The 18,269-nt window shown below is 61.0% G+C and carries 17 protein-coding genes, 1 tRNA gene and 1 riboswitch; of the genes, 6 read left to right on the top strand and 12 right to left on the bottom strand.

Translation table 11 applies throughout. From position 1 onward, the window contains the following. Positions 1 to 14: 14 nt before the first annotated feature. Positions 15 to 2,054 carry a hypothetical protein gene (locus K6T12_RS05565; RefSeq protein ID WP_222220307.1) on the bottom strand — a complete coding sequence of 680 codons (2,040 nt, stop codon included), beginning with the start codon at positions 2,052 to 2,054 and terminating at the stop codon, positions 15 to 17. Between the two features lie 579 nt (positions 2,055 to 2,633). Here K6T12_RS05565 and K6T12_RS05570 point away from each other — a divergent pair. Both K6T12_RS05570 and K6T12_RS05575 read left to right on the top strand, forming a co-directional pair. Further along, entirely contained in the window at positions 2,634 to 3,209 is a 576-nt protein-coding gene (locus K6T12_RS05570) for a GNAT family N-acetyltransferase (RefSeq protein ID WP_222220309.1), read from the top strand. Between the two features lie 215 nt (positions 3,210 to 3,424). Continuing rightward, positions 3,425 to 3,514: riboswitch (cyclic di-GMP riboswitch) on the top strand. 300 nt (positions 3,515 to 3,814) lie between these two features. Next, a complete protein-coding gene (locus K6T12_RS05575) occupies positions 3,815 to 4,165 on the top strand; it encodes a hypothetical protein (RefSeq protein WP_222220311.1) in 351 nt (116 codons plus the stop codon). A 238-nt stretch (positions 4,166 to 4,403) separates the two neighbouring features. Here the strand turns inward: K6T12_RS05575 and K6T12_RS05580 are convergent. The 5 genes from K6T12_RS05580 to rpsU form a co-directional block, all read right to left on the bottom strand. Next, positions 4,404 to 4,480 (bottom strand) — tRNA-Ile (locus tag K6T12_RS05580). Between the two features lie 61 nt (positions 4,481 to 4,541). Beyond that, positions 4,542 to 6,368, bottom strand: a complete 1,827-nt coding sequence (rpoD, locus tag K6T12_RS05585; protein ID WP_222220313.1) for an RNA polymerase sigma factor RpoD — start codon at positions 6,366 to 6,368, stop codon at positions 4,542 to 4,544. Positions 6,369 to 6,519: 151 nt separating this feature from the next. Further along, a complete protein-coding gene (dnaG, locus tag K6T12_RS05590; RefSeq protein ID WP_222220315.1) occupies positions 6,520 to 8,505 on the bottom strand; it encodes a DNA primase in 1,986 nt (661 codons plus the stop codon). Between the two features lie 33 nt (positions 8,506 to 8,538). Further along, complete coding sequence (locus tag K6T12_RS05595) at positions 8,539 to 8,988, bottom strand: GatB/YqeY domain-containing protein (RefSeq protein ID WP_222220317.1); 450 nt, start codon at positions 8,986 to 8,988, stop codon at positions 8,539 to 8,541. A gap of 73 nt (positions 8,989 to 9,061) precedes the next feature. Then, on the bottom strand, positions 9,062 to 9,277 hold the full coding sequence (gene rpsU / locus K6T12_RS05600) for a 30S ribosomal protein S21 (RefSeq protein ID WP_222220319.1): 216 nt from the start codon (positions 9,275 to 9,277) through the stop codon (positions 9,062 to 9,064). A gap of 253 nt (positions 9,278 to 9,530) precedes the next feature. On the opposite strand from rpsU, the gene tsaD reads away from it, so the two are divergent. Then, entirely contained in the window at positions 9,531 to 10,556 is a 1,026-nt protein-coding gene (tsaD, locus tag K6T12_RS05605; RefSeq protein WP_222220321.1) for a tRNA (adenosine(37)-N6)-threonylcarbamoyltransferase complex transferase subunit TsaD, read from the top strand. Positions 10,557 to 10,644: 88 nt separating this feature from the next. Here tsaD and plsY read toward each other — a convergent pair whose 3' ends face one another. Then, the gene (gene plsY, locus K6T12_RS05610; protein WP_255611570.1) at positions 10,645 to 11,232 is read right to left on the bottom strand and encodes a glycerol-3-phosphate 1-O-acyltransferase PlsY; all 588 of its coding nucleotides are present in this window, start codon (positions 11,230 to 11,232) and stop codon (positions 10,645 to 10,647) included. Positions 11,233 to 11,256: 24 nt separating this feature from the next. Here plsY and folB point away from each other — a divergent pair, with 24 nt between their 5' ends. Together folB and folK are read left to right on the top strand one after the other, a co-directional pair. Continuing rightward, entirely contained in the window at positions 11,257 to 11,613 is a 357-nt protein-coding gene (folB, locus tag K6T12_RS05615; RefSeq protein ID WP_222220323.1) for a dihydroneopterin aldolase, read from the top strand. After that, a complete protein-coding gene (gene folK / locus K6T12_RS05620) occupies positions 11,613 to 12,128 on the top strand; it encodes a 2-amino-4-hydroxy-6-hydroxymethyldihydropteridine diphosphokinase (RefSeq protein WP_222220325.1) in 516 nt (171 codons plus the stop codon). Before folB ends, folK begins: the two co-directional genes overlap by 1 nt. 85 nt (positions 12,129 to 12,213) lie before the next feature. Here folK and K6T12_RS05625 read toward each other — a convergent pair whose 3' ends face one another. From K6T12_RS05625 to K6T12_RS05640, 4 genes are all read right to left on the bottom strand, one after another. Continuing rightward, on the bottom strand, positions 12,214 to 12,972 hold the full coding sequence (locus K6T12_RS05625) for a pteridine reductase (protein ID WP_222220327.1): 759 nt from the start codon (positions 12,970 to 12,972) through the stop codon (positions 12,214 to 12,216). A gap of 17 nt (positions 12,973 to 12,989) precedes the next feature. After that, positions 12,990 to 14,123, bottom strand: a complete 1,134-nt coding sequence (locus K6T12_RS05630; RefSeq protein ID WP_222220329.1) for a multifunctional CCA addition/repair protein — start codon at positions 14,121 to 14,123, stop codon at positions 12,990 to 12,992. A gap of 35 nt (positions 14,124 to 14,158) precedes the next feature. After that, positions 14,159 to 14,479 (bottom strand): thiosulfate sulfurtransferase GlpE, encoded by a 321-nt coding sequence (gene glpE, locus K6T12_RS05635; RefSeq protein ID WP_222220331.1) that lies wholly within the window; start codon positions 14,477 to 14,479, stop codon positions 14,159 to 14,161. A gap of 108 nt (positions 14,480 to 14,587) precedes the next feature. After that, positions 14,588 to 15,451, bottom strand: coding sequence for a symmetrical bis(5'-nucleosyl)-tetraphosphatase (locus tag K6T12_RS05640; protein ID WP_222220333.1), 864 nt, complete (start codon positions 15,449 to 15,451; stop codon positions 14,588 to 14,590). Between the two features lie 226 nt (positions 15,452 to 15,677). On the opposite strand from K6T12_RS05640, the gene K6T12_RS05645 reads away from it, so the two are divergent. Next, positions 15,678 to 16,589, top strand: a complete 912-nt coding sequence (locus K6T12_RS05645) for a hypothetical protein (RefSeq protein WP_255611572.1) — start codon at positions 15,678 to 15,680, stop codon at positions 16,587 to 16,589. A 114-nt stretch (positions 16,590 to 16,703) separates the two neighbouring features. Here the strand turns inward: K6T12_RS05645 and K6T12_RS21915 are convergent, their stop codons facing one another. Continuing rightward, positions 16,704 to 18,146: a hypothetical protein gene (locus K6T12_RS21915; protein ID WP_261358542.1), complete on the bottom strand. Its 1,443-nt coding sequence runs from the start codon at positions 18,144 to 18,146 to the stop codon at positions 16,704 to 16,706. Positions 18,147 to 18,269 lie beyond the last annotated feature (123 nt).

Genomic DNA, 18,269 nt, shown 5'->3' on the forward strand with positions numbered 1-18,269 from the left:
GCTCTGCCGCGCCGTTAAAAAACCAGCAGCTCGCCGGCCAGCTTGGCGTGCTTGATCGCCTGCCGCAACGCTCCCCTGTCCCTGCCCTGAGATTCGACCACGTACTCTCGGGTGATGTGTAGCGCCTCGACGGCGTTGGGGTGCAACCCGGCCGCAGTCAGTACCTCGATCGCATCGTCGATATTGGCCAGGGTTGCCCGAAGGCCGCGCTCATGAGCGGCAGGGTCGTCGATATCCGGCAGCGTCGCCATGCTTGCCATCACCTGGCGGATGTTTTCTGCGGCGTTGAGCACCCGCAACAATGCCGCGATCGACGCCAGTTGGCTGTTATCCACCGTCAGAACTTGGGTGCCGGGTATGGGGTCGACCAGGCTCAGCTGAGCGGCGGCGGGCGATGCCTGGAAGGCGTCGGACAGGTAGAACGCCAGGAAGGATTCCAGCGTCAGCAAGCTGTTGTCATGGCCGTAAGGGGCACTGTCGGCGGCTTCGACGATGCGTGGAATGTTGAAGGTGCCGTCGCCGAAGCCGTCACCGTTACTGGCCTGTCCAAAGCCTTCGTCTGGTGGGTTGGCATCCGGCGCGATCATCCGGCCGAGTGTCTCGCTGATCCGCTGCAGGCCGATATTCAGGTTCATATTGAACTGGCCGGCTTCGAAGCCGTTGGCCGCCAGGAACAGGGCGCTCGGATTGGCCCCGCCGTTGGAATGGCAACTATGGCACTTGCCGGCGGCGAAGGTGCCGTTGTCGCTGGTTTCCTGCAGAAACAGCTGACGGCCCCGCTCGGCAATGGCGGACCGCATGCGCATCTCGGCCAGGTTCAGTTCCGCGTCGGGGCCGAGCGATAGCTGAAATGCCTCCAGTGCATCCAGTTCGTACTCGGTGGGCAGCCTGAAATCAGTACCTGCGAAGCGGCCCATCGACAGTGGGGCGTGCTGAACGATGGCACCGATGGCGAACTCGCGCAGGGTGCCGCTGCCGGCGCCGCCGTCGCCGCTCCAGCCCAGCCGGGCGAGCGGCGCTTGGTCACCCGGCGGCTCGGGTGTCATCGATAGCGCCAGCGCCGAAACGCCGGGCACGCCACGCATCACGCCAGGGTTGCCGAAACCGTCGACATTCTCCAACACCAGCCCCAGCTCCCTCAGCAGGCGGTCGTGCTCGAGCGATTCCATGCCGGGCATGAACTCGGAAACGAACAGTGGATCATCGTCCGGCAGGGTGGCGATGAAGTGGGGATCGATGGTGAAGTTGTTGTCGGCCGGGTGGCAGGTACCGCAGGTGCGGCCGTTACCGTCGAAGGTCTCCTCGAAAAACAGCCGCTCGCCGTCGGCGACCAGTTGGTCAAACGGTGGCGGGCCCTTCTTCGCGTAGGCGGGACGTGGTACCAAGAGATGGAAGTCGCCTTTCCAGGCACGGTCATCCCGACCGATGTCGGTGGGATTATCGGCCAGCAGTGTCACCGGGCCCGCCTGTGCGCCGTGATAAAGCCGTTGGAACAGCGTCGGCGAGCCGAAAAGCAGGGCCCCCTGTTGCAGTGGTTGATTGGCGGGTGCCACTGCGATCAGGTCGATCTCCAAATCCTTCACCTGCGGGTAATCAAGGGTAACTTCAAGCCGCCATGTATCAGGTTGTCGGGTGAGAGTGCCAAGTGACAGTATCCGGTCGCCATCCTCCGGTTTGACGCTACGTCCCGGCCCCGGCCGGTTGTCGACCAGCCAGACGGCGAATGGCTGATCTTCCGGCAACCCTTCGACATTGACCGACAGCCGGCCGCCAATAAGATCGAGCGTCGCTTGCCCACTGGCCTGGCTGATCTGGCTGGACAGCCCCTTGGTATAACGCAGCGGGATGACCAATCGCCTGTCGCCGCCGCTGCGCGAGTACTGCGCCAGCCAGCGGTTGTACAGGCTGTTGACCGTGCCCACGCTACCGATCGCCGACTTGGCCGGCGGCAGCGCAAGCTGGGGAACCAGTAGTAAGACGACCATTGGCAGAATGAAAATAGTGAGCAGCAGGAGGAACCTTTTGGCGGCTTGGGAGCGATGGGGACTAGCCATGGATATCTCCTTTGGAAGCAGGGACGGGTCGCCAGCCTGGTGGCAGCGGAGTTACACCGGCATTTACCTGTTAAAAAGGCATCCTGCATCAGGCATGCCAATACTCCTGTTTATATAACCGGTTGAAATAGAAAGGCTTGTATAAAGGGGTGCCGGAGACTGACCGATTATTGGGCGTGGAGTGTTAAGGTGCTTTAAGCGGGCTTCAGCAGCGGGCATGCTTTATCCGATTCATAGCGGTCGGCCAGGTTTGTATTTTTTATCAATAAAAACAGTAAGATATGCCCGGGAAGGCAGGCTCTTTCGGCTGTGTCCGGTTCTGGTCTGGCATTTTTAAAACGCAGACACCGACGATCTTGGTTTGTACCAAATCTTATCAGTCAGGCCTTTCTTATCGTTCGAATTCATATAAAACAGCCAGTTAAACCGGGCTGGCCTGTTAACAGGCTGTAACAACCTGCAAGGGATAGCCAACCAACCGCGCAATTCTTTACATCCGCTCGAATCACGGTGTGTTCTGTTCAAAGAAAAGACTGCCGTCTAAGCTTGATTTACACGGTGTTAACCGAGGGATACAAGATGCATATCCGAACCGCTTACAGAACGGATGCTGAAGCCCTGGCGCACCTGATAGATATCGCACGAGAAGGGATACCGAGCTATCTCTGGCGGCGCCTGACCGAGCCGGATGAAACGGCACTGGAGGTCGGGGCCAAACGCATCGAAGAGGACGACAGCTTTTTCAGTTACCGCCGCATCCGATTGGCGGAAAACGGCCACCGGATTATCGGCTTGGTCGCCAGCTTCCATCAGCCCGCTAGCCGTCCTCAAACCTGGCTGGACGAGTTTGCTACTGCCGTTCGGCCGTTGGCCGAGTTGGAGCGGGAGACAGCCGACAGCTGGTATATAAGCGCGCTGGCGACCGATGAGGAGTTCCGCGGGCAAGGGGTGGGCACGGCGTTGCTGAACTGTGCCGAAGAGGTAGCCCGCCAGATGCGGGTGGCCCGCTCAACGCTGATCGTGGCGGACGGCAATCCGGAAGCATTTGAGTTCGCCTGCCGCCGCGGTTACCAGGAGGAGGCCTGGCAACGCGCGGTGGGTTTCGACGGAACCCTGCACGGTGGTCGCTGGGTATTGATGAGCAAACAGCTGTAAATCAGGTGCTGGTCACCAGCCAAATAAGGTGGCCATACAGTGGGTTCACCACTGAAATCTCAAACACCGGGCCGGTATTCGCCGGCCCGGCCATCTATTGTCGGACGTCAATGCTCAAACGGACATGACACCAAAAAGTCATCGTTGTCTGGTGTAAATGCCAAACGGCATCGGTTATATTGGAAGCGTCTTCCTTCTGATACGACTTGTTTTGGATCACGAAAGGGCAAACCCGTCGAAAGACGGCGACGCAAAGCTACTGGGCTAAAGAGAGCGCGGCTCTCCATGCTCGCAGGGCTACCGAAGGCATAAAACGACGTCGCCTCCCATGGCGCCATGATTGACTGGCCGACAGCCGCATACCTAAGCTGAAATGCGTTGGTGATTCCACCGCCAACGATTAATTTGTTAGGCTAGCCAAACGGCTTTCAGCTTACAGGGATGAGAGGCTTATGATTGCTAGCATAATGAAAGATGCAGGCAGTACCGATCGCCTGGCCAGCGAAGCGGAATTCGCTATCGGGCCGTTTCATGGGATGTTGCCGGTAATGATCGATGCCTTCCGGAGCGTTAGCAACGCAGATGACCGGAATAGGAGTTAGGCCATGACCACTGCCAACACTACTACTTCACCGCTGAGATACCTGCTGTACCTGATGCTGGGTTTCTCCGCTATGCTGGCTGGCGTGACCAGCGCCCATTGGTACAGCAACCAGGCCTATTTTTCGGGCGAGCAGAGCCGGATGGGCCCGGCGGCGCCGTCGGTCACCACGATGCCCCGCGTTGCCTGCCTGACCGAAGAAAGCTGCCCGGATGTCTACAACACCCATATCGAGCAGGCGATGAAGAAATTTGAATTCTCCCGCGCCGCCGCCATCGATTACGTGTCCAGCAAGCTGGAAGCCAGCGTGCTGCTGCTGCCGCGCTACTTGGAAGTGGAGCAGGGCGAGCGCTAAGTTTTTCTTCTGTCCCGCAAAGGCCATAAACGAATAGGCCCTGCCAGACCAGCAGGGCTTTTTGTCATGCGCACTCAGTGGTAAGCGTTCCCTTTCCTGTCGGATTCAGCAACGACATTGCCTGGGCGGTATTAAAACGTCCAAGCGCAGAGAGCAGTACTAAATAAGGCAAAGGAAGACCGAGGAAGCGCACCGCTTGTAGGAATAGCAGGTGCCGTTATCGCAGAATATCTGTAAGTGGTGGGCCCAGCAGGACTCGAACCTGCGACCAAAGGATTATGAGTCCTCTGCTCTAACCAACTGAGCTATAGGCCCGGAGGGAAGAGCCATGATACCGGCTTGGTATCATGGCTTCAACTGACTGAAATCAAAGGGGTTATTCGTCCAGGAAGCTGCGCAGGTGCTCGGAGCGGCTGGGGTGGCGCAGTTTGCGCAACGCCTTGGCTTCGATCTGGCGGATACGTTCACGGGTGACGTCGAACTGTTTACCCACCTCTTCCAGGGTGTGGTCGGTGTTCATGTCGATACCGAAACGCATGCGCAGTACCTTGGCTTCACGGGCGGTCAGGCCGGCCAGGACTTCACGGGTGGCTTCGCACAGGCCTTCGCCGGTGGCGGAGTCGACCGGTGAGGACAGGGTGGTATCCTCGATGAAATCGCCCAGGCTGGAGTCCTCGTCGTCGCCGATCGGGGTTTCCATGGAGATCGGCTCTTTGGCGATCTTCAGCACCTTGCGGATCTTGTCTTCCGGCATGTCCATCCGTTCGGCCAGCTCTTCCGGGGTCGCTTCGCGGCCCATCTCCTGCAGCATCTGGCGGGAGATACGGTTCAGCTTGTTGATCGTCTCGATCATGTGCACCGGGATACGGATGGTGCGTGCCTGGTCGGCGATCGAGCGGGTGATCGCCTGACGGATCCACCAGGTTGCGTAGGTGGAGAACTTGTAGCCGCGACGGTATTCGAACTTGTCGACCGCTTTCATCAGGCCGATGTTGCCCTCCTGGATCAGGTCCAGGAACTGCAGGCCGCGGTTGGTGTATTTCTTGGCGATGGAGATAACCAGACGCAGGTTGGCCTCGACCATCTCTTTCTTGGCACGGCGGGCGCGTGCTTCACCGATCGACATCCGGCGGTTGATCTCTTTGATCTCCGCCAGGCTGATGCCGGTTTCCTCTTCGATCTGGATCAGGCGCCGTTGGGCGCGCTGCAGGTCGGCCAGGTTGGTCTCGATGGCCTGCGAGTAGCCGGCGCCTTTGTCGATCTGCTGCTGGAACCAGTCGGTGTTGACTTCGTTGCCCGGGAAGGACTTGATGAATTCCTTGCGCGGCATGCCGGAACGTTGGGTACAGATGCGCATGATGCTGCGTTCCTGACCACGGATGCGGGCGATGTAGTCGCGGATGTTTGCAACCAGTTCGTCGTAGAAGCGGGGAGCCAGTTTGATCGGGCAGAACGCTTCGGCGCGGGCCGCCAGGGCGGCGTCCACATCGCGGTGCTCGCGACCGTGCTTGGCCAGCAGGGCTTTGACGACATCGTGGCGTTCCTGTACCAGGCCGAAACGGCGTGCCGCTTCCTCCGGGTCCGGACCGCGTTCCTTCTCATCGTCGTCGCTGTCATCGTCGTCGACATCGGCCTCGTCAACCTCGGCCTCGTCGGCGGCCGCTTTGCTGGCCAGCAGCGCTTCGACTTCGTCCGGGTCGATGTAGCCGCTGAAGATATCGCTCAGCCGGCCCTCTTCCTGCAGCGTCAGGTTGTAGGCGTCGAGGATGCATTCAACGCTGCCCGGGAAGTAGCTGACCGCTGTCATGACATCGCGGATACCCTCTTCGATCCGCTTGGCGATGCTGATTTCGCCTTCGCGGGTCAGCAGCTCGACGGTACCCATTTCGCGCATGTACATGCGCACCGGGTCGGTGGTACGACCGGCGTCGGATTCCACGGCAGCCAGCGCGGCAACAGCCTCATCGTCGGCGTTGTCGGAGGAGTCACCTTCGGTCATCAGCAGCGTTTCGGCGTCGGGTGCTTCTTCGCTGACGGAGATGCCCATATCGTTGATCATGCGAATGATATCTTCGACCTGATCGGGATCGGCTATGTCTTCCGGCAGGTGATCGTTAACTTCGGCGTAGGTCAGGTAACCCTGCTCCTTACCGCGGGCGATCAGTTCCTTAAGGCGTGATTGCTGCTGAGAAGTATCGGACATGGGACCCTAGCTTGATGTGAAAAGGATAAACGGTTGACGAATCGAGCACGACATTATACAGGCGTAGCGCCCGTTAGGCTATATCGGGATGAGATGGAAACCGGTTTCATACCTTCAAGGTAGACCAGATTGCGCCCGACCGCGATGCCCGCTAGGGCTGGTGTGGCCGGGCCTTGCGCATCAGTAGGGCGGTCAGTTCCGTCTTTTCGTCGCTGGTCAGCGGCTTTTTGTTGCGCAGCTCGTTGATCCGCTGGCGCAGGCGCAATTCGTCCAGCTTACGCAGGCCGTCGCGCAGGGTCTGCTCGGCGGTGTGATGATCTTCCATCGGGCCGCTTTCGGTTATGGCGTTGACGGTCTGGATCCAGTGGAAGCGGTCCGGATCGCTCGACCAGTCGACCAGCAGCATACCGAGGTTGGCCTGCGGGTGTTGTTGCAGGTACTCGCACAGGCTGCAGAACAGCTCGATGCCCGGCTCGTCCAGTGTGCGGTACTGGCCGGGATTGTCGATTGCGGTTGCCAGTGCCGGGTAGTGCAGTAGCATGGCGTTCATGCTGTGGCACAGTTGCGGCGCACGGCGTGGCGGCTGCTTCGGCTGTTGCCGCTCGCGTGGCTGCCAGTTGCCGCGGCGTTGCCAGTCATTGCGTTTCTTCCAGCGATTCTGCTCCGGCGCGTGCTGGCTGTCGGAGTAGTACTCCGGCGGCCCGTCGTGCGACATCTCGTCAACCGGGAAACCCGGGTCATGCGCCGGATAGTCGTAGTCCGCCGCCGGCGTTAGCTCGTCGATGGTCGGCGGGCTGGCGGCGGGTGCTGGCGCCGGCGTTGTTGGCTGACTGTGCTGCTGCAGCTCCTCCAGCTGTTGTTCGCTAAGGCCGGTCAGCTGCTGGACCTGGTTCAGCATCATCTGGCGCAGGATGCTCGGTTGCATGGCGCCGATCAGTGGCAGCGCTTCACGGCTGAAACGGGCGCGGCCGTCCAGGTGGTCCAGGTCGATATCCCGCTGCAGGGTCTGGAAGAAGAAACTCGACAGCGGCAGGGCTCCGTTCATCCGTTGTTGGAAGGCATCTGGGCCCTCCTTTCGCACCAGGCTGTCCGGGTCCTCGCCCTCCGGCAGGAACAGGAAGCGGGCCTCCTTGCCGTCACTGATCACCGGCAGGGTGGTTTCCAGCGCCCGGCGGGCGGCATTGCGGCCGGCCTCGTCGCCGTCGAAGCAGAACACCACTTCGCGCACCATCTTGAACAGCCGCTCCAGATGCTGGGCGGTGGTGGCGGTGCCGAGGGTTGCTACTGCATAGGTGATGCCGTACTGGGCCAGGCCGATCACGTCCATGTAGCCTTCGACGATGATCAGCCGCTCCAGCTTGGAGTTGTGCTGGCGCGCTTCGTACAGGCCGTACAGCTCGCGGCTCTTGTGGAAGGTGTCGGTTTCCGGCGAGTTGAGGTACTTCGGTTTGGCGTCACCCAGTACCCGGCCGCCAAAGGCGATCACCCGGCCGCGCTGGTCGCGGATCGGGAACATGATCCGCTCACGGAAGCGGTCATACAGGCTGCCGCGCTCCTCGTTGCGGATCAGCAGGCCGGCCTTTTCCAGCAGCGCGCGCTGTTTGTCGTCCGGACCAAGCTGGTTGAGCAGGTTGTCCCAGCCGGGCGGTGCCAGGCCGATGCGGAACTGCTTGGCAATCTGGCCGCTCATACCGCGCTGTTTCAGGTAGTTGACCGCCGCACTGCGGGCCGGATGCTGGCGCAGCTGGTCGCAATAGTACTGGCTGGCGTCCTCCAGCAGGGCGTAGATATCTTTCAGCTGCTGATCGCGTTGCTGTTGTTGGGGAGATGAGGTTTCGCGCGGCACTTCCATGCCGACCATCTTGGCCAGTTCTTCGATGGCGTCCGGAAAGTCGAGCCGGTCATATTCCATCAGGAAGCCGAGCGCGTTGCCGCCGGCACCACAACCGAAACAGTAATAGAACTGTTTTTCCGGATTGGCGGTGAATGAAGGGGTCTTCTCTTTGTGGAACGGGCAGAGCCCGGAGTAATTCTTGCCGGTCCGCTTGAGCTTGCTGACACGACCGTCCAGTACGTCGATGATATTGACGCGGGCTAACAGGTCATCAATGAAGTGTTGCGGGATTCGTCCGGCCATAGCTGTCCCGAGAGAGGTTGGAACAGCGGAATTTTACTGGGTCAGTTGAGCTTTTACGAGCTTGGAGACCAGGCCCATGTCGGCACGACCCTGCACCTGGGGCTTAACGATCCCCATGACTTTACCCATGTCCTGCATGGACTGGGCGCCGGTTTCGGCGATAGCGGCGCTGACCAGGGCGGACAGCTCCTCTTCGGTTAGCGGTTGCGGCAGGAAAGTTTTAATCACCTCCAGCTCCCGTCGCTCAGCGTCGGCCAAATCGACCCGACCCGCTTCATCAAATTGTGCAATGGAGTCTCGGCGCTGCTTGGACATCTTGTCCAGCACAGCCAGCACGCGGCCATCATCCAGCTCGATACGCTCGTCTACTTCGATGCGTTTCAGCTCGGCCAGGATCATACGAATAGTGCCCAGGCGCTCCTTGTCTTTGGCGCGCATGGCTGCCTTCATCTCATCAGTAATCTGCTGCTTGAGTGCTGACATCGTATGATCCCGTCCCAGATGTGCTTAAGTGCTTTACCGGTACTAATTCTTTAACAGAACAGTCTGTGTCGAATTAGTACAGACGAACGCGACGAGCGTTTTCGCGGTTGATCTTCTTCATGTGACGCTTAACTGCAGCGGCAGCTTTGCGCTTACGTACGGAAGTCGGCTTCTCGTAGAACTCGCGGCGACGAACTTCAGCCAGTACACCGGCTTTTTCGCAGGAACGCTTGAAACGACGCAGGGCTACGTCAAACGGCTCGTTGTCTTTAACTTTAACGCTAGGCATTGGTAAAGAATCCTTAAGCAAAAGAATTAGTTTTGTTTGCCCATCCATTGGACGGAGTACGCCCAAGAATGAGGGGCCGTATTCTAGTCAGCTGTTTCGACAGTGTAAAGTCGAACAGCGGTGAAATTTGCCGGCACTTAGATGATAATAGCAGCCCGCCTGAAGGCCCGGCGCACAGTGCTGTCTCAGGGTCGATGCACGGCGGTCTTGTTGAACACTCCTTATATGGTAAGCCTGCGGTAGAGCCTTAACGATGCGTGTACTTGGAATTGAAACCTCCTGCGATGAAACCGGCGTAGCGATCTACGACAGCGAACAGGGGCTGCTGGCCGATGCGCTCTACAGCCAGGTAAAGATGCATGCCGAGTACGGTGGCGTGGTGCCGGAATTGGCCTCGCGCGACCATGTTCGCAAGCTGCTGCCACTGGTGCAGGAGACACTGGATAAGGCCGGCCTGTCGCGCGGTGATATCGACGCCGTGGCCTACACCGCCGGCCCGGGTCTGATCGGCGCGCTGATGGTCGGTGCTTCCTGCGGCCGGGCGATGGCCTTTGCCTGGGATGTGCCGGCGGTCGGTGTGCACCATATGGAGGGTCACCTGCTGGCGCCGATGCTGGAGGAAACGCCGCCGCAGTTCCCGTTCGTGGCACTGCTGGTGTCCGGCGGTCACACCCAGCTGGTGCGGGTGGATGGCATCGGTCAATACGAGCTGCTCGGCGAGTCGCTGGACGATGCCGCCGGCGAAGCCTTCGACAAGGCGGCCAAGATGCTGGGGCTGGATTATCCGGGCGGGCCGCTGATCGCCAAATTGGCGCAGCAGGGGGATCGCAGCCGGTTCCGCTTTCCGCGACCGATGACCGACCGGCCGGGGCTGGACTTCAGCTTCTCCGGCCTGAAGACCTTCACCCTGAACACCGCCAATGATCACCGGGTCGATGGCCAGCTCGACGAGCAGACCAAGGCCGATATCGCCGCCGCCTTCGAAGAGGCGGTGGTCGATACCCTGGCGATCAAGTGCCGCCGCGCGCTGCAGCAGACCGGCCTGAAGCAGTTGGTGATCGCCGGCGGCGTCAGCGCCAACAGCCGACTGCGTGAAAAGCTGGGCCAGGAGGTGCGCAAGCAGCGCGCCGAACTGTTCTACGCCCGGCCGGAGTTCTGCACCGACAACGGCGCGATGATCGCCTTTGCCGGCTGCCAGCGGTTGTTGGCCGGTCAGCGTGACGACCTTTCGATCATCACCAAGCCGCGCTGGCCGATGGATACGTTGGAAAGTATCTAAGTTGACAGTGGACAGTGGACAGTGGACAGTCGGCATGAACTTTGGGTGGATGTACAACTGTAAGCTGTCAACTCACCACTGTTAACTCTTACAGCCTGAACTCCCGGCCGTCGATCAGTTTGCGGATGTTTTGCTGGTGGCGGGCGAGCAGCAGCAGGCTGGTCAGCGATAGCAGGTCGAACAGCTCAGGTACTAGCAGCCAACTCAGCAGTGGAGTGATCAGTGCGGTACCGATTGAGGCCAGCGAGGCGATTCTGCCCAGTAGAAACAGCAGCAGCCAGAAACCCAGTTGCAGCAGTCCCAGCGGCCAGCAGAGTGCCAGGCTGGTACCCAGCAGGGTGGCGACCCCCTTGCCACCGCGGAAGTCGGCGAACAGCGGATAGAGATGGCCGAGCAGCGCGGCCAGCGCGCAGAGGCCTTGTACCGCCAGCGGTTGTTCCAGCCAGCGCGCCAGCAACACCGCCAATGCCCCCTTGGTCATGTCGCCCAGCAGGGTGAAGCCGGCGGCGCGGCGGTTGCCGATCCGTAACACGTTGCTGGTGCCGGGGTTGCCGGAGCCCTGTTGACGGGGGTCGGCGATGCCCATAGAGTTGCACACCAAAATGGCGCTCGGCAGCGAGCCGGCCAGATAAGCCAGCAGTAACAGTAATGCTCCGAGCAGCTCCATTTGCAGCATCAGCAACCCCGACAGGTCAGGTCAATGGATATAGTCTACATACGCGAACTTGAGGTGGAAACGGTCATCGGTATCTATGACTGGGAGCGCGAGGTTCGCCAGACCGTCAGCCTGGACCTGGAGATGGGGACCGATATCAGTGCGGCGGCGGCCACCGAGGATATCGAAAACACTCTCAACTACAAATCGGTTTCCAAACGGCTGATCAGCTTCATCAGTCAGAGCGAGTTTCTGCTGGTCGAAACCATGGCCGAGGAGATCGCCGAGATCGTCCTTAACGAGTTCAATGTGCGCTGGTTGCGGCTGCGGCTCGGCAAGCCGGGCGCGGTACGCCAGGCCAAGGATGTCGGGGTGATCATCGAGCGGGGAGAGCGCTTCTGATGGCGTGGGTGTACGTCAGCATCGGCAGCAACACCGATCGCGAGCGCTATATCCTCAGCTGCCTCGATGCGCTGGCCGAGCGGTTCGGCGCGCTGCAGCTGTCCTCGGTCTACGAGAGCGAGGCGGTTGGATTTACCGGCGACAACTTCTACAACCTGGTGGCGGGCTTCGAAACCGAGCTGCCGGTGGGGCAGTTGTCGGCGGCGCTGAAAGCGATCGAAGACGCCAACGACCGCTGCCGGCAAGGGCCCAAGTTCAGCGGCCGTACCCTCGATATCGATATTCTCACCTACGACCAGCTGACCGGCGACTGCGATGGCGTCAAGCTGCCGCGCGGCGAGATCCTCAAGAACGCCTTCGTGTTGCGGCCGTTGGCCGAACTGGCACCGCAGGCCGCCCACCCGCTGAACGGCCAGTCCTACAGTGAGCTATGGCAGGCCTACGATCAGGCCAGTCAGAAGCTGTGGCCGGTGGATTTCAGCTGGCAGGGGTGCCAGTTTTCTTATTCGTCTTAGTTCTACCTGGCCTATTGCGCCGAGTAATGTGCTCGGCGTAGGGCCTGAAGCTCTATAGCGATCTAAAAAATAAAGATGTAAAGATTCAGCTGTACAGCGACTTGCCGCCGTCCACCGCCAGGATCTGGCCGGTGACGAAGCGGGCGCCGGCCAGGTAGCCCACCGCCTCGGCGATCTCACCGGCGGTGCCGGTCCGGCCCAGCAACGTTTTATCCACAACCTTCTCTTTTTGTGACAGGTCCAGCGCCGCCTCGGCTTCCGGCCAGAGGATCGGGCCGGGCGCCACGCCGTTGACCCGCACCGCCGGCGCCAGCTCCTTGGCCAGGCTCAGCGTCATCATCTGCAGGCCGGCCTTGGCGATCGAGTAGATCGGGTAGCCGGGCAGGGCGCGCTGGGCGTGGATATCGATCAGGTTGATCACGCAGCCGCCGGCCTCGCTCAGCGCGTCGCTCAAGGCGGCCGTCAGGAAGTAGGGTGCGCGCAGATTGGCGTTGATCAGCTCGTCCCACTGCGCCTGGCTGCTGTCTGCCAGCGGGGTGGGGAAGAAGCTGGAGGCGTTGTTGACCAGCAGGTCGAGCCGGCCGAAGGCGGTCAGTGCCTGCCGGGCCAGCGGTTCGATCGCCGCCATCTCGGTCAGGTTGGCCTGCAGTAACCGGGCACTGTCCGGCTGCGCCTGGTTGAGTTCGGTCGCTAGCGCCTGGGCGTCCTGTTCGGAGTGGCGGTAATGGATCAGGACCCGGTAGCCCTGCCGATGCAACTGGCGGGCGATCTCGGCGCCGATCCGGCGGGCGCCGCCGGTGATCAGCGCCACCGGCGCGGTTTGGAGGCTGTTTGTCTGGCTCATCGCTTGGTCACCCGTGCTCAGTCGTCCAGCGCACTGCACAGCTGCAATTGACGGGCCTGCAGTTCCTGGCCCAATGCCTTGCCTTTGAAGCCCTCCGCCATCAGCTGCTTGGGGTTGAGCTGGCTGAGCCGCTCGAGCAGTGCCGGCAGGCTCTGGCAGGCCGGCAGCGGGTGGTCCGGATGCAGTGCCTGGCAGGCCAGTAACAGCGGCGGTAGCCGTTGCGGCCGGCGCAGCAGGTCCAAGCCCTGGATCAGTGCCAGTCGCTCGCTGTCGTCAAGCTGTTTGAAGCCGGCCAGCGACGGGTGCCAGCGGCGGCACAGCAGCGCCAGTTCGCGAAACGCCTTGGGGCTGCGCAGCCGTTCGCAGAGCGGTTCGATCAGCGCGCTGGCTTGCTCGGTTTCGAGGGCTTCGGTGGCCAGGCTGAGCAATACCGCGAAGCGCACATCCGCCTGCTTGCTGAGTTGGCAGCTTTTGGCGACGCTCTGTTCCAGCTGTTCGCGTGGCAGCGTATAGAGCGGCAGTAGCTCCGGCAGCAGCACCGCCAGGGCGTCGCAGCGTTGCAACAGGTCAAAGAACACCAGTGGCGAGGGTTCGGCCAGCGCCCGTTCCAGCTCTTTCCAGACCCGTTCGGCGGTCAGGTGGTGCAGCTCGTCGGTGGCGGCCAGCTCGCACATCAGTGCCAGGGTTTCGTCGGCCACCTTGAAGCCGAGGTGGGCGTAGCGGGCGGCGAAGCGGGCCACCCGCAGCACCCGTAGCGGATCTTCGCTGAAGGCGGGCGAGACATGGCGCAGCAGCCGGTTTTCCAGGTCCTGGCGGCCCTGGTAGGGGTCGATCAGCTGACCATCTTCGGCCTGGGCCATGGCGTTGATGGTCAGGTCGCGGCGCAGCAAGTCCTCCTCCAGCGTCACCTCCGGGCTGGCGTGGTACTGGAAGCCGGTGTAGCCCTTACCGGACTTGCGCTCGGTACGGGCCAGCGCGTACTCCTCGCCGCTGTCCGGGTGGATGAACACCGGGAATTCGCTGCCGACCGGCTTGAAGCCCTGAGCCAGCATCTGCTGTGGGGTGGCGCCGACTACCACCCAGTCGCGGTCGTAGACCGGATAGTCGAGCAGTTGATCGCGCACCGCGCCGCCGACCAGATAGATCTGCATGAGCCTGTTTAATCCTTGTTCCTTGGCGCCTGGGCTCAGTCCCGGGCGCACTTGTCAGGGTAGGTCGCCTGCCAGAGCTCAAAACCGCCGTCCATGCTGTAGACGGTTTCGAAGCCCTGCTCCACCAGATAGGCGGCGGCCGGCTGACTGCTGATGCCGTGGTAGCAGCAGACGATCAGCGGCCGGTCCATATCGGCATCGGTCAGGAACTGGTGCAGGTTGTCGTTACTCAGGTTGACCGCGCCGGGCATATGGCCCTGCTGGAAATTCTGCGGGTCGCGGATATCGGCCACGGCGACGCCCTGTTCGATCAGTTCCAGCGCCTGGTTGACCGAGATACAGCTGTATTGGTCCATCTGTCTACCTCAAGGGATGTCTTTAGTGGCTTCCATTGTAAGCGTTGTACCGCGAGGCAAACACCGCCGCCGGCTGTGGATTAGCGGGGCGCAAGTCGCAATCGGGCCTCAATTCGGTATCAAAACCGCCGGCTGCTGAGGACCGTGCGGGCCGTCCGGCTGGCGGCTGCCCTGGCACGGCAGGCTGAACATCGCCTTGTCCTCCAGTCGCATGGCGGTCAGGGCGTTGCCCCAGACGCAGCCGGTATCCAGCGCGTAGACATGTTCGGCATCGGCACGTCCCTCCAGCGCCGCCCAGTGGCCGAAGATGATCTGCAGATCACGGGCCTCGCGGGGCTGGCGGAACCAGGGCAGGAAACCTTCCGGCTGGGATTCCAGTCCCTCCTTGGCGCTGAAATCGAGCCTGCCGTCGGCGTCGCAGAAGCGCATCCGGGTCAGGTAGTTGGTGATTACTCGCAATCGGTCCCAGCCCTCCAGGCCGGGCTGCCAGCAGTCCGGCTGGTTGCCGTACATGTTCTTGAAGTATTCGCAGGCCAATTTGCTGCGCAGTACCCACTCCACCTCCTTGGCGCGCTTGCGGGCCTGCTTAAGGGTCCAATGTGGCGGAATGCCGGCGTGCACCATGCAGTAGTTCAGCGCCTTGTCATAGACCAGCAGTTTGCGGCTGCGCAGCCAATCCATCAGTTCATCGCGGTCCGGGGCCTGCAGGATCGCGTTCAGGGTGTCATGGCGCTTGGCGGTGGTGGTGCCGTAATGGACCGCCAGCAGGTGCAGGTCGTGGTTGCCCAGTACCACCTTGGCGCGTTTGCCAAGCGATTTCAGAAAGCGCAGCGTCTCCAGCGACTTGGGGCCACGGTTGACCAGGTCGCCGGCCACCCAGAGCCGGTCGTCGTCGCCGAAACCGAACTGCTCCAGCAGCTGCAGCAGTTCGTCGTAACAGCCCTGGATATCGCCGATCGCGTAGGTCGCCATCTGAACTCCTTGTTGGTTGCGCGTTTTTAGGACCGCCAGTGTACCAGATCATCGCCGCTCGACCGCTAGGTGGGGCCTATGGCAGACAGTTCTCCCACGCTTTGGTCTACCCTTCAATACAGGCTGTTTCGTGCCCGAGCGGGATCCGGAGTCGGTCGATGTGTCCTGTCGGGAATGCCGCGCTCGGTGGCAACTCGTCGCGCGACCGTCTGACCGGGAGGTGAAGATGCCGTTTCTGCTCTGTCTGCTGCTATTGCCCGGCTTGGTGTGCGGGGTGCAGTCCGTCAAGGCAGGCACGTCCGATGTGGGCTATCGAATTGCGTTGATCGACCGCTTCTATCCGCCGCCGCAGGGCTTTGCCTCCGATGAGGATAAGATCAATCATGGTTGGCTGTATGGCATGGTCGATCTCGATGCTGACCAGCAGCGTGAACCCTTCTATCACGGCGACCTGGTGCAGATGATCGCGGCCCATCCGAAACTGTTGTTTCTGCGCTTTCCGATTCGTGACGGACAACCACCGATGGCCGAGATTCTCAGTAATCTGAGGCAGATAAGGATCAACCAGGCGCGACGGCCGATTGATGCATTGCTGTTGTGTTGGGAGTCCTCCAGTTTGATCAGCGCATTCGAAAGGCCGCTACGGCTGGAACATGCCAGCCATTACCGGGCTCTGGTTCGGGACTGGGGCTTGAGTGATCCGGTCTGGCACACCACCTACCAGATTATCCTGCAGCTGCAGGCGCTGGCGCGTGACGGGGTACGGGTGTTTACCATCGCCGGCAATGGCGGTCGGGGGATGGTGAATACCTTCTCCTTTGCCGACGGGGTGACTACGGTAGGAGCCAGCGAACCGGAGCTCAGTCACTTCATCGCCAGCAATGCTTTTGTAAATCGGCGGGCACCGGCGGCCTATCAGTTTCGGCGGCTGGACGATGGTGCAGGTAATCCGCTGGGCTATGATCTCAACGGTGACGGTTGTACCGATATCCCGTTGCAACGGCTATCCGGTTACGGCGTGGCGGGGCAGCAATATCCGAAGAATTACTGGCAGGCGTTGATAGGGTCGTCTTTTGCGGCGCCGGCGGCGTTGAAGGCGGAACTGGCGGGCGAGAATCAGCAGTGCTTGCCTCAATAGCTCGTAAGAGGTGGCAGTGACGCCCTCCGGCGCGTCGGCTGGGCTGGTTGCTTATTGCGCCGGAGGACGATAGCGGACCGCTGCGGGCGCGCGCCCGCAGCGGTCCGCTAGTTATCAGATCACGTCGTTGAACTCGAGCAGCCCCTCCTCCGCGTAGTAACCGATCAGGCGGATGGCGACTGCTTCGTCACCGCCTGCGAACGTTTCTGTTGTATCTTCCAGACCGGTCTCAGTGCCGCTCTCGTCAACACCGTCGGTGCCTTCGAGGATGCCGTCGTCGGTCGGTTCCTCATCGCTCAGCTCGACGGTATCCATCATCGAGCTATGCAGGGTGATCTCCAGTTCACCATCCTGTTCGGTCATATCCAGGCCCAACGCAGACAGGGTTTCGCTGTCCAATGCCAGGTCATGGATTTTGACGAAGCCATCTTTGTTCTTGATCATCAGGTCGATCTCGTAGCTGCCGTCTTCCGCTGCTTCGACCTCGACGCCAACCTTGTTGTGGCTGTCGCTGCTGAAGAAGTTGACCCAGTCCTGCAGGTTGTCAGAACCGCTGTCTTCTTCAGTGGTTGTTTCGCCGTCGGTTGTACCGTCAGTAGTGCCGTCAGTAGTTCCGTCGGTTGTACCGTCAGTAGCGCCGTCGGTTGTACCGTCAGTAGTGCCGTCAGTAGTTCCGTCGGTTGTACCGTCAGTAGCGCCGTCGGTTGTACCGTCAGTAGCGCCGTCGGTTGTGCCGTCAGTTGCGCCGTCAGTTGCGCCGTCGGTTGTACCGTCAGTAGCGCCGTCGGTTGTGCCGTCGGTTGTACCGTCAGTAGCGCCGTCGGTTGTGCCGTCGGTTGTGCCGTCAGTTGCGCCGTCAGTTGCGCCGTCGGTTGTGCCGTCGGTTGTGCCGTCAGTTGCGCCGTCGGTTGTGCCGTCAGTTGCGCCGTCAGTTGCGCCGTCGGTTGTGCCGTCGGTAGCGCCGTCGGTTGTGCCGTCAGTAGCGCCGTCGGTTGTGCCGTCAGTAGCGCCGTCGGTTGTGCCGTCAGTAGCGCCGTCGGTTGTACCGTCAGTAGCGCCGTCGGTTGTGCCGTCAGTTGCGCCGTCGGTTGCGCCGTCGGTTGTACCGTCAGTAGTGCCGTCGGTGGTTCCATCGCCAGCGCCGGCCACCGCCGCACCCTGGCTCAACAGTTCCAGGATGCTGACGCCGTCAAGGGTCAGCTCGGTGATATCACCCTCTTCAACCAGTTCGTCGCCGCTGGGTGCCAGGGAGGCCGGCAGCACAATCACATCGTCGCCTCCGACGTTGTGCAGCTGTACCTTGATCTTCTCGTCAGCGATGGTGACAGTTTCCTGTTCATCGCTCAGTACCAGTTTGCGCTTCTGGCCGTGCTCTACGGTCAGTTCCACAGAGCTGCTTTCTTCTCCGCTTTCTTCACCGGTTTCGTCTTCCAGGGTGTCATCGACGGCATCGGCCTGTGCAGCCTCATAGTCCGCCACCCATTTAGGTTGTGCCGGGGTTTTACTTACGGCGGCGTACGCCTTGTCATTCTTCAGCTTGGAACGTTCTGCTGGCATCGGAGATTCCTTTATGTTTTCAGCCTTGATTTGTCACGAGCCGTTCTATCAGCTCGCCTGCCGGGTTCCTCAGCATCCGTTCTGGCGATCCGTTTGAGTTCGACTCCTTAAAGCAAACGTTGC

The organism is Marinobacterium arenosum (assembly GCF_019795155.1).
GTDB lineage: Bacteria > Pseudomonadota > Gammaproteobacteria > Pseudomonadales > Balneatricaceae > Marinobacterium_C > Marinobacterium_C arenosum.

Bases quoted from the DNA above. Each gene is read 5' to 3' on its own strand.
- K6T12_RS05565 (WP_222220307.1), bottom strand. From the start codon at position 2,054: ATGGCTAGTCCCCATCGCTCCCAAGCCGCCAAAAGGTTCCTCCTGCTG.
- K6T12_RS05570 (WP_222220309.1), top strand. From the start codon at position 2,634: ATGCATATCCGAACCGCTTACAGAACGGATGCTGAAGCCCTGGCGCAC.
- K6T12_RS05575 (WP_222220311.1), top strand. From the start codon at position 3,815: ATGACCACTGCCAACACTACTACTTCACCGCTGAGATACCTGCTGTAC.
- rpoD (WP_222220313.1), bottom strand. From the start codon at position 6,368: ATGTCCGATACTTCTCAGCAGCAATCACGCCTTAAGGAACTGATCGCC.
- dnaG (WP_222220315.1), bottom strand. From the start codon at position 8,505: ATGGCCGGACGAATCCCGCAACACTTCATTGATGACCTGTTAGCCCGC.
- K6T12_RS05595 (WP_222220317.1), bottom strand. From the start codon at position 8,988: ATGTCAGCACTCAAGCAGCAGATTACTGATGAGATGAAGGCAGCCATG.
- rpsU (WP_222220319.1), bottom strand. From the start codon at position 9,277: ATGCCTAGCGTTAAAGTTAAAGACAACGAGCCGTTTGACGTAGCCCTG.
- tsaD (WP_222220321.1), top strand. From the start codon at position 9,531: ATGCGTGTACTTGGAATTGAAACCTCCTGCGATGAAACCGGCGTAGCG.
- plsY (WP_255611570.1), bottom strand. From the start codon at position 11,232: ATGCTGCAAATGGAGCTGCTCGGAGCATTACTGTTACTGCTGGCTTAT.
- folB (WP_222220323.1), top strand. From the start codon at position 11,257: ATGGATATAGTCTACATACGCGAACTTGAGGTGGAAACGGTCATCGGT.
- folK (WP_222220325.1), top strand. From the start codon at position 11,613: ATGGCGTGGGTGTACGTCAGCATCGGCAGCAACACCGATCGCGAGCGC.
- K6T12_RS05625 (WP_222220327.1), bottom strand. From the start codon at position 12,972: ATGAGCCAGACAAACAGCCTCCAAACCGCGCCGGTGGCGCTGATCACC.
- K6T12_RS05630 (WP_222220329.1), bottom strand. From the start codon at position 14,123: ATGCAGATCTATCTGGTCGGCGGCGCGGTGCGCGATCAACTGCTCGAC.
- glpE (WP_222220331.1), bottom strand. From the start codon at position 14,479: ATGGACCAATACAGCTGTATCTCGGTCAACCAGGCGCTGGAACTGATC.
- K6T12_RS05640 (WP_222220333.1), bottom strand. From the start codon at position 15,451: ATGGCGACCTACGCGATCGGCGATATCCAGGGCTGTTACGACGAACTG.
- K6T12_RS05645 (WP_255611572.1), top strand. From the start codon at position 15,678: ATGCCGTTTCTGCTCTGTCTGCTGCTATTGCCCGGCTTGGTGTGCGGG.
- K6T12_RS21915 (WP_261358542.1), bottom strand. From the start codon at position 18,146: ATGCCAGCAGAACGTTCCAAGCTGAAGAATGACAAGGCGTACGCCGCC.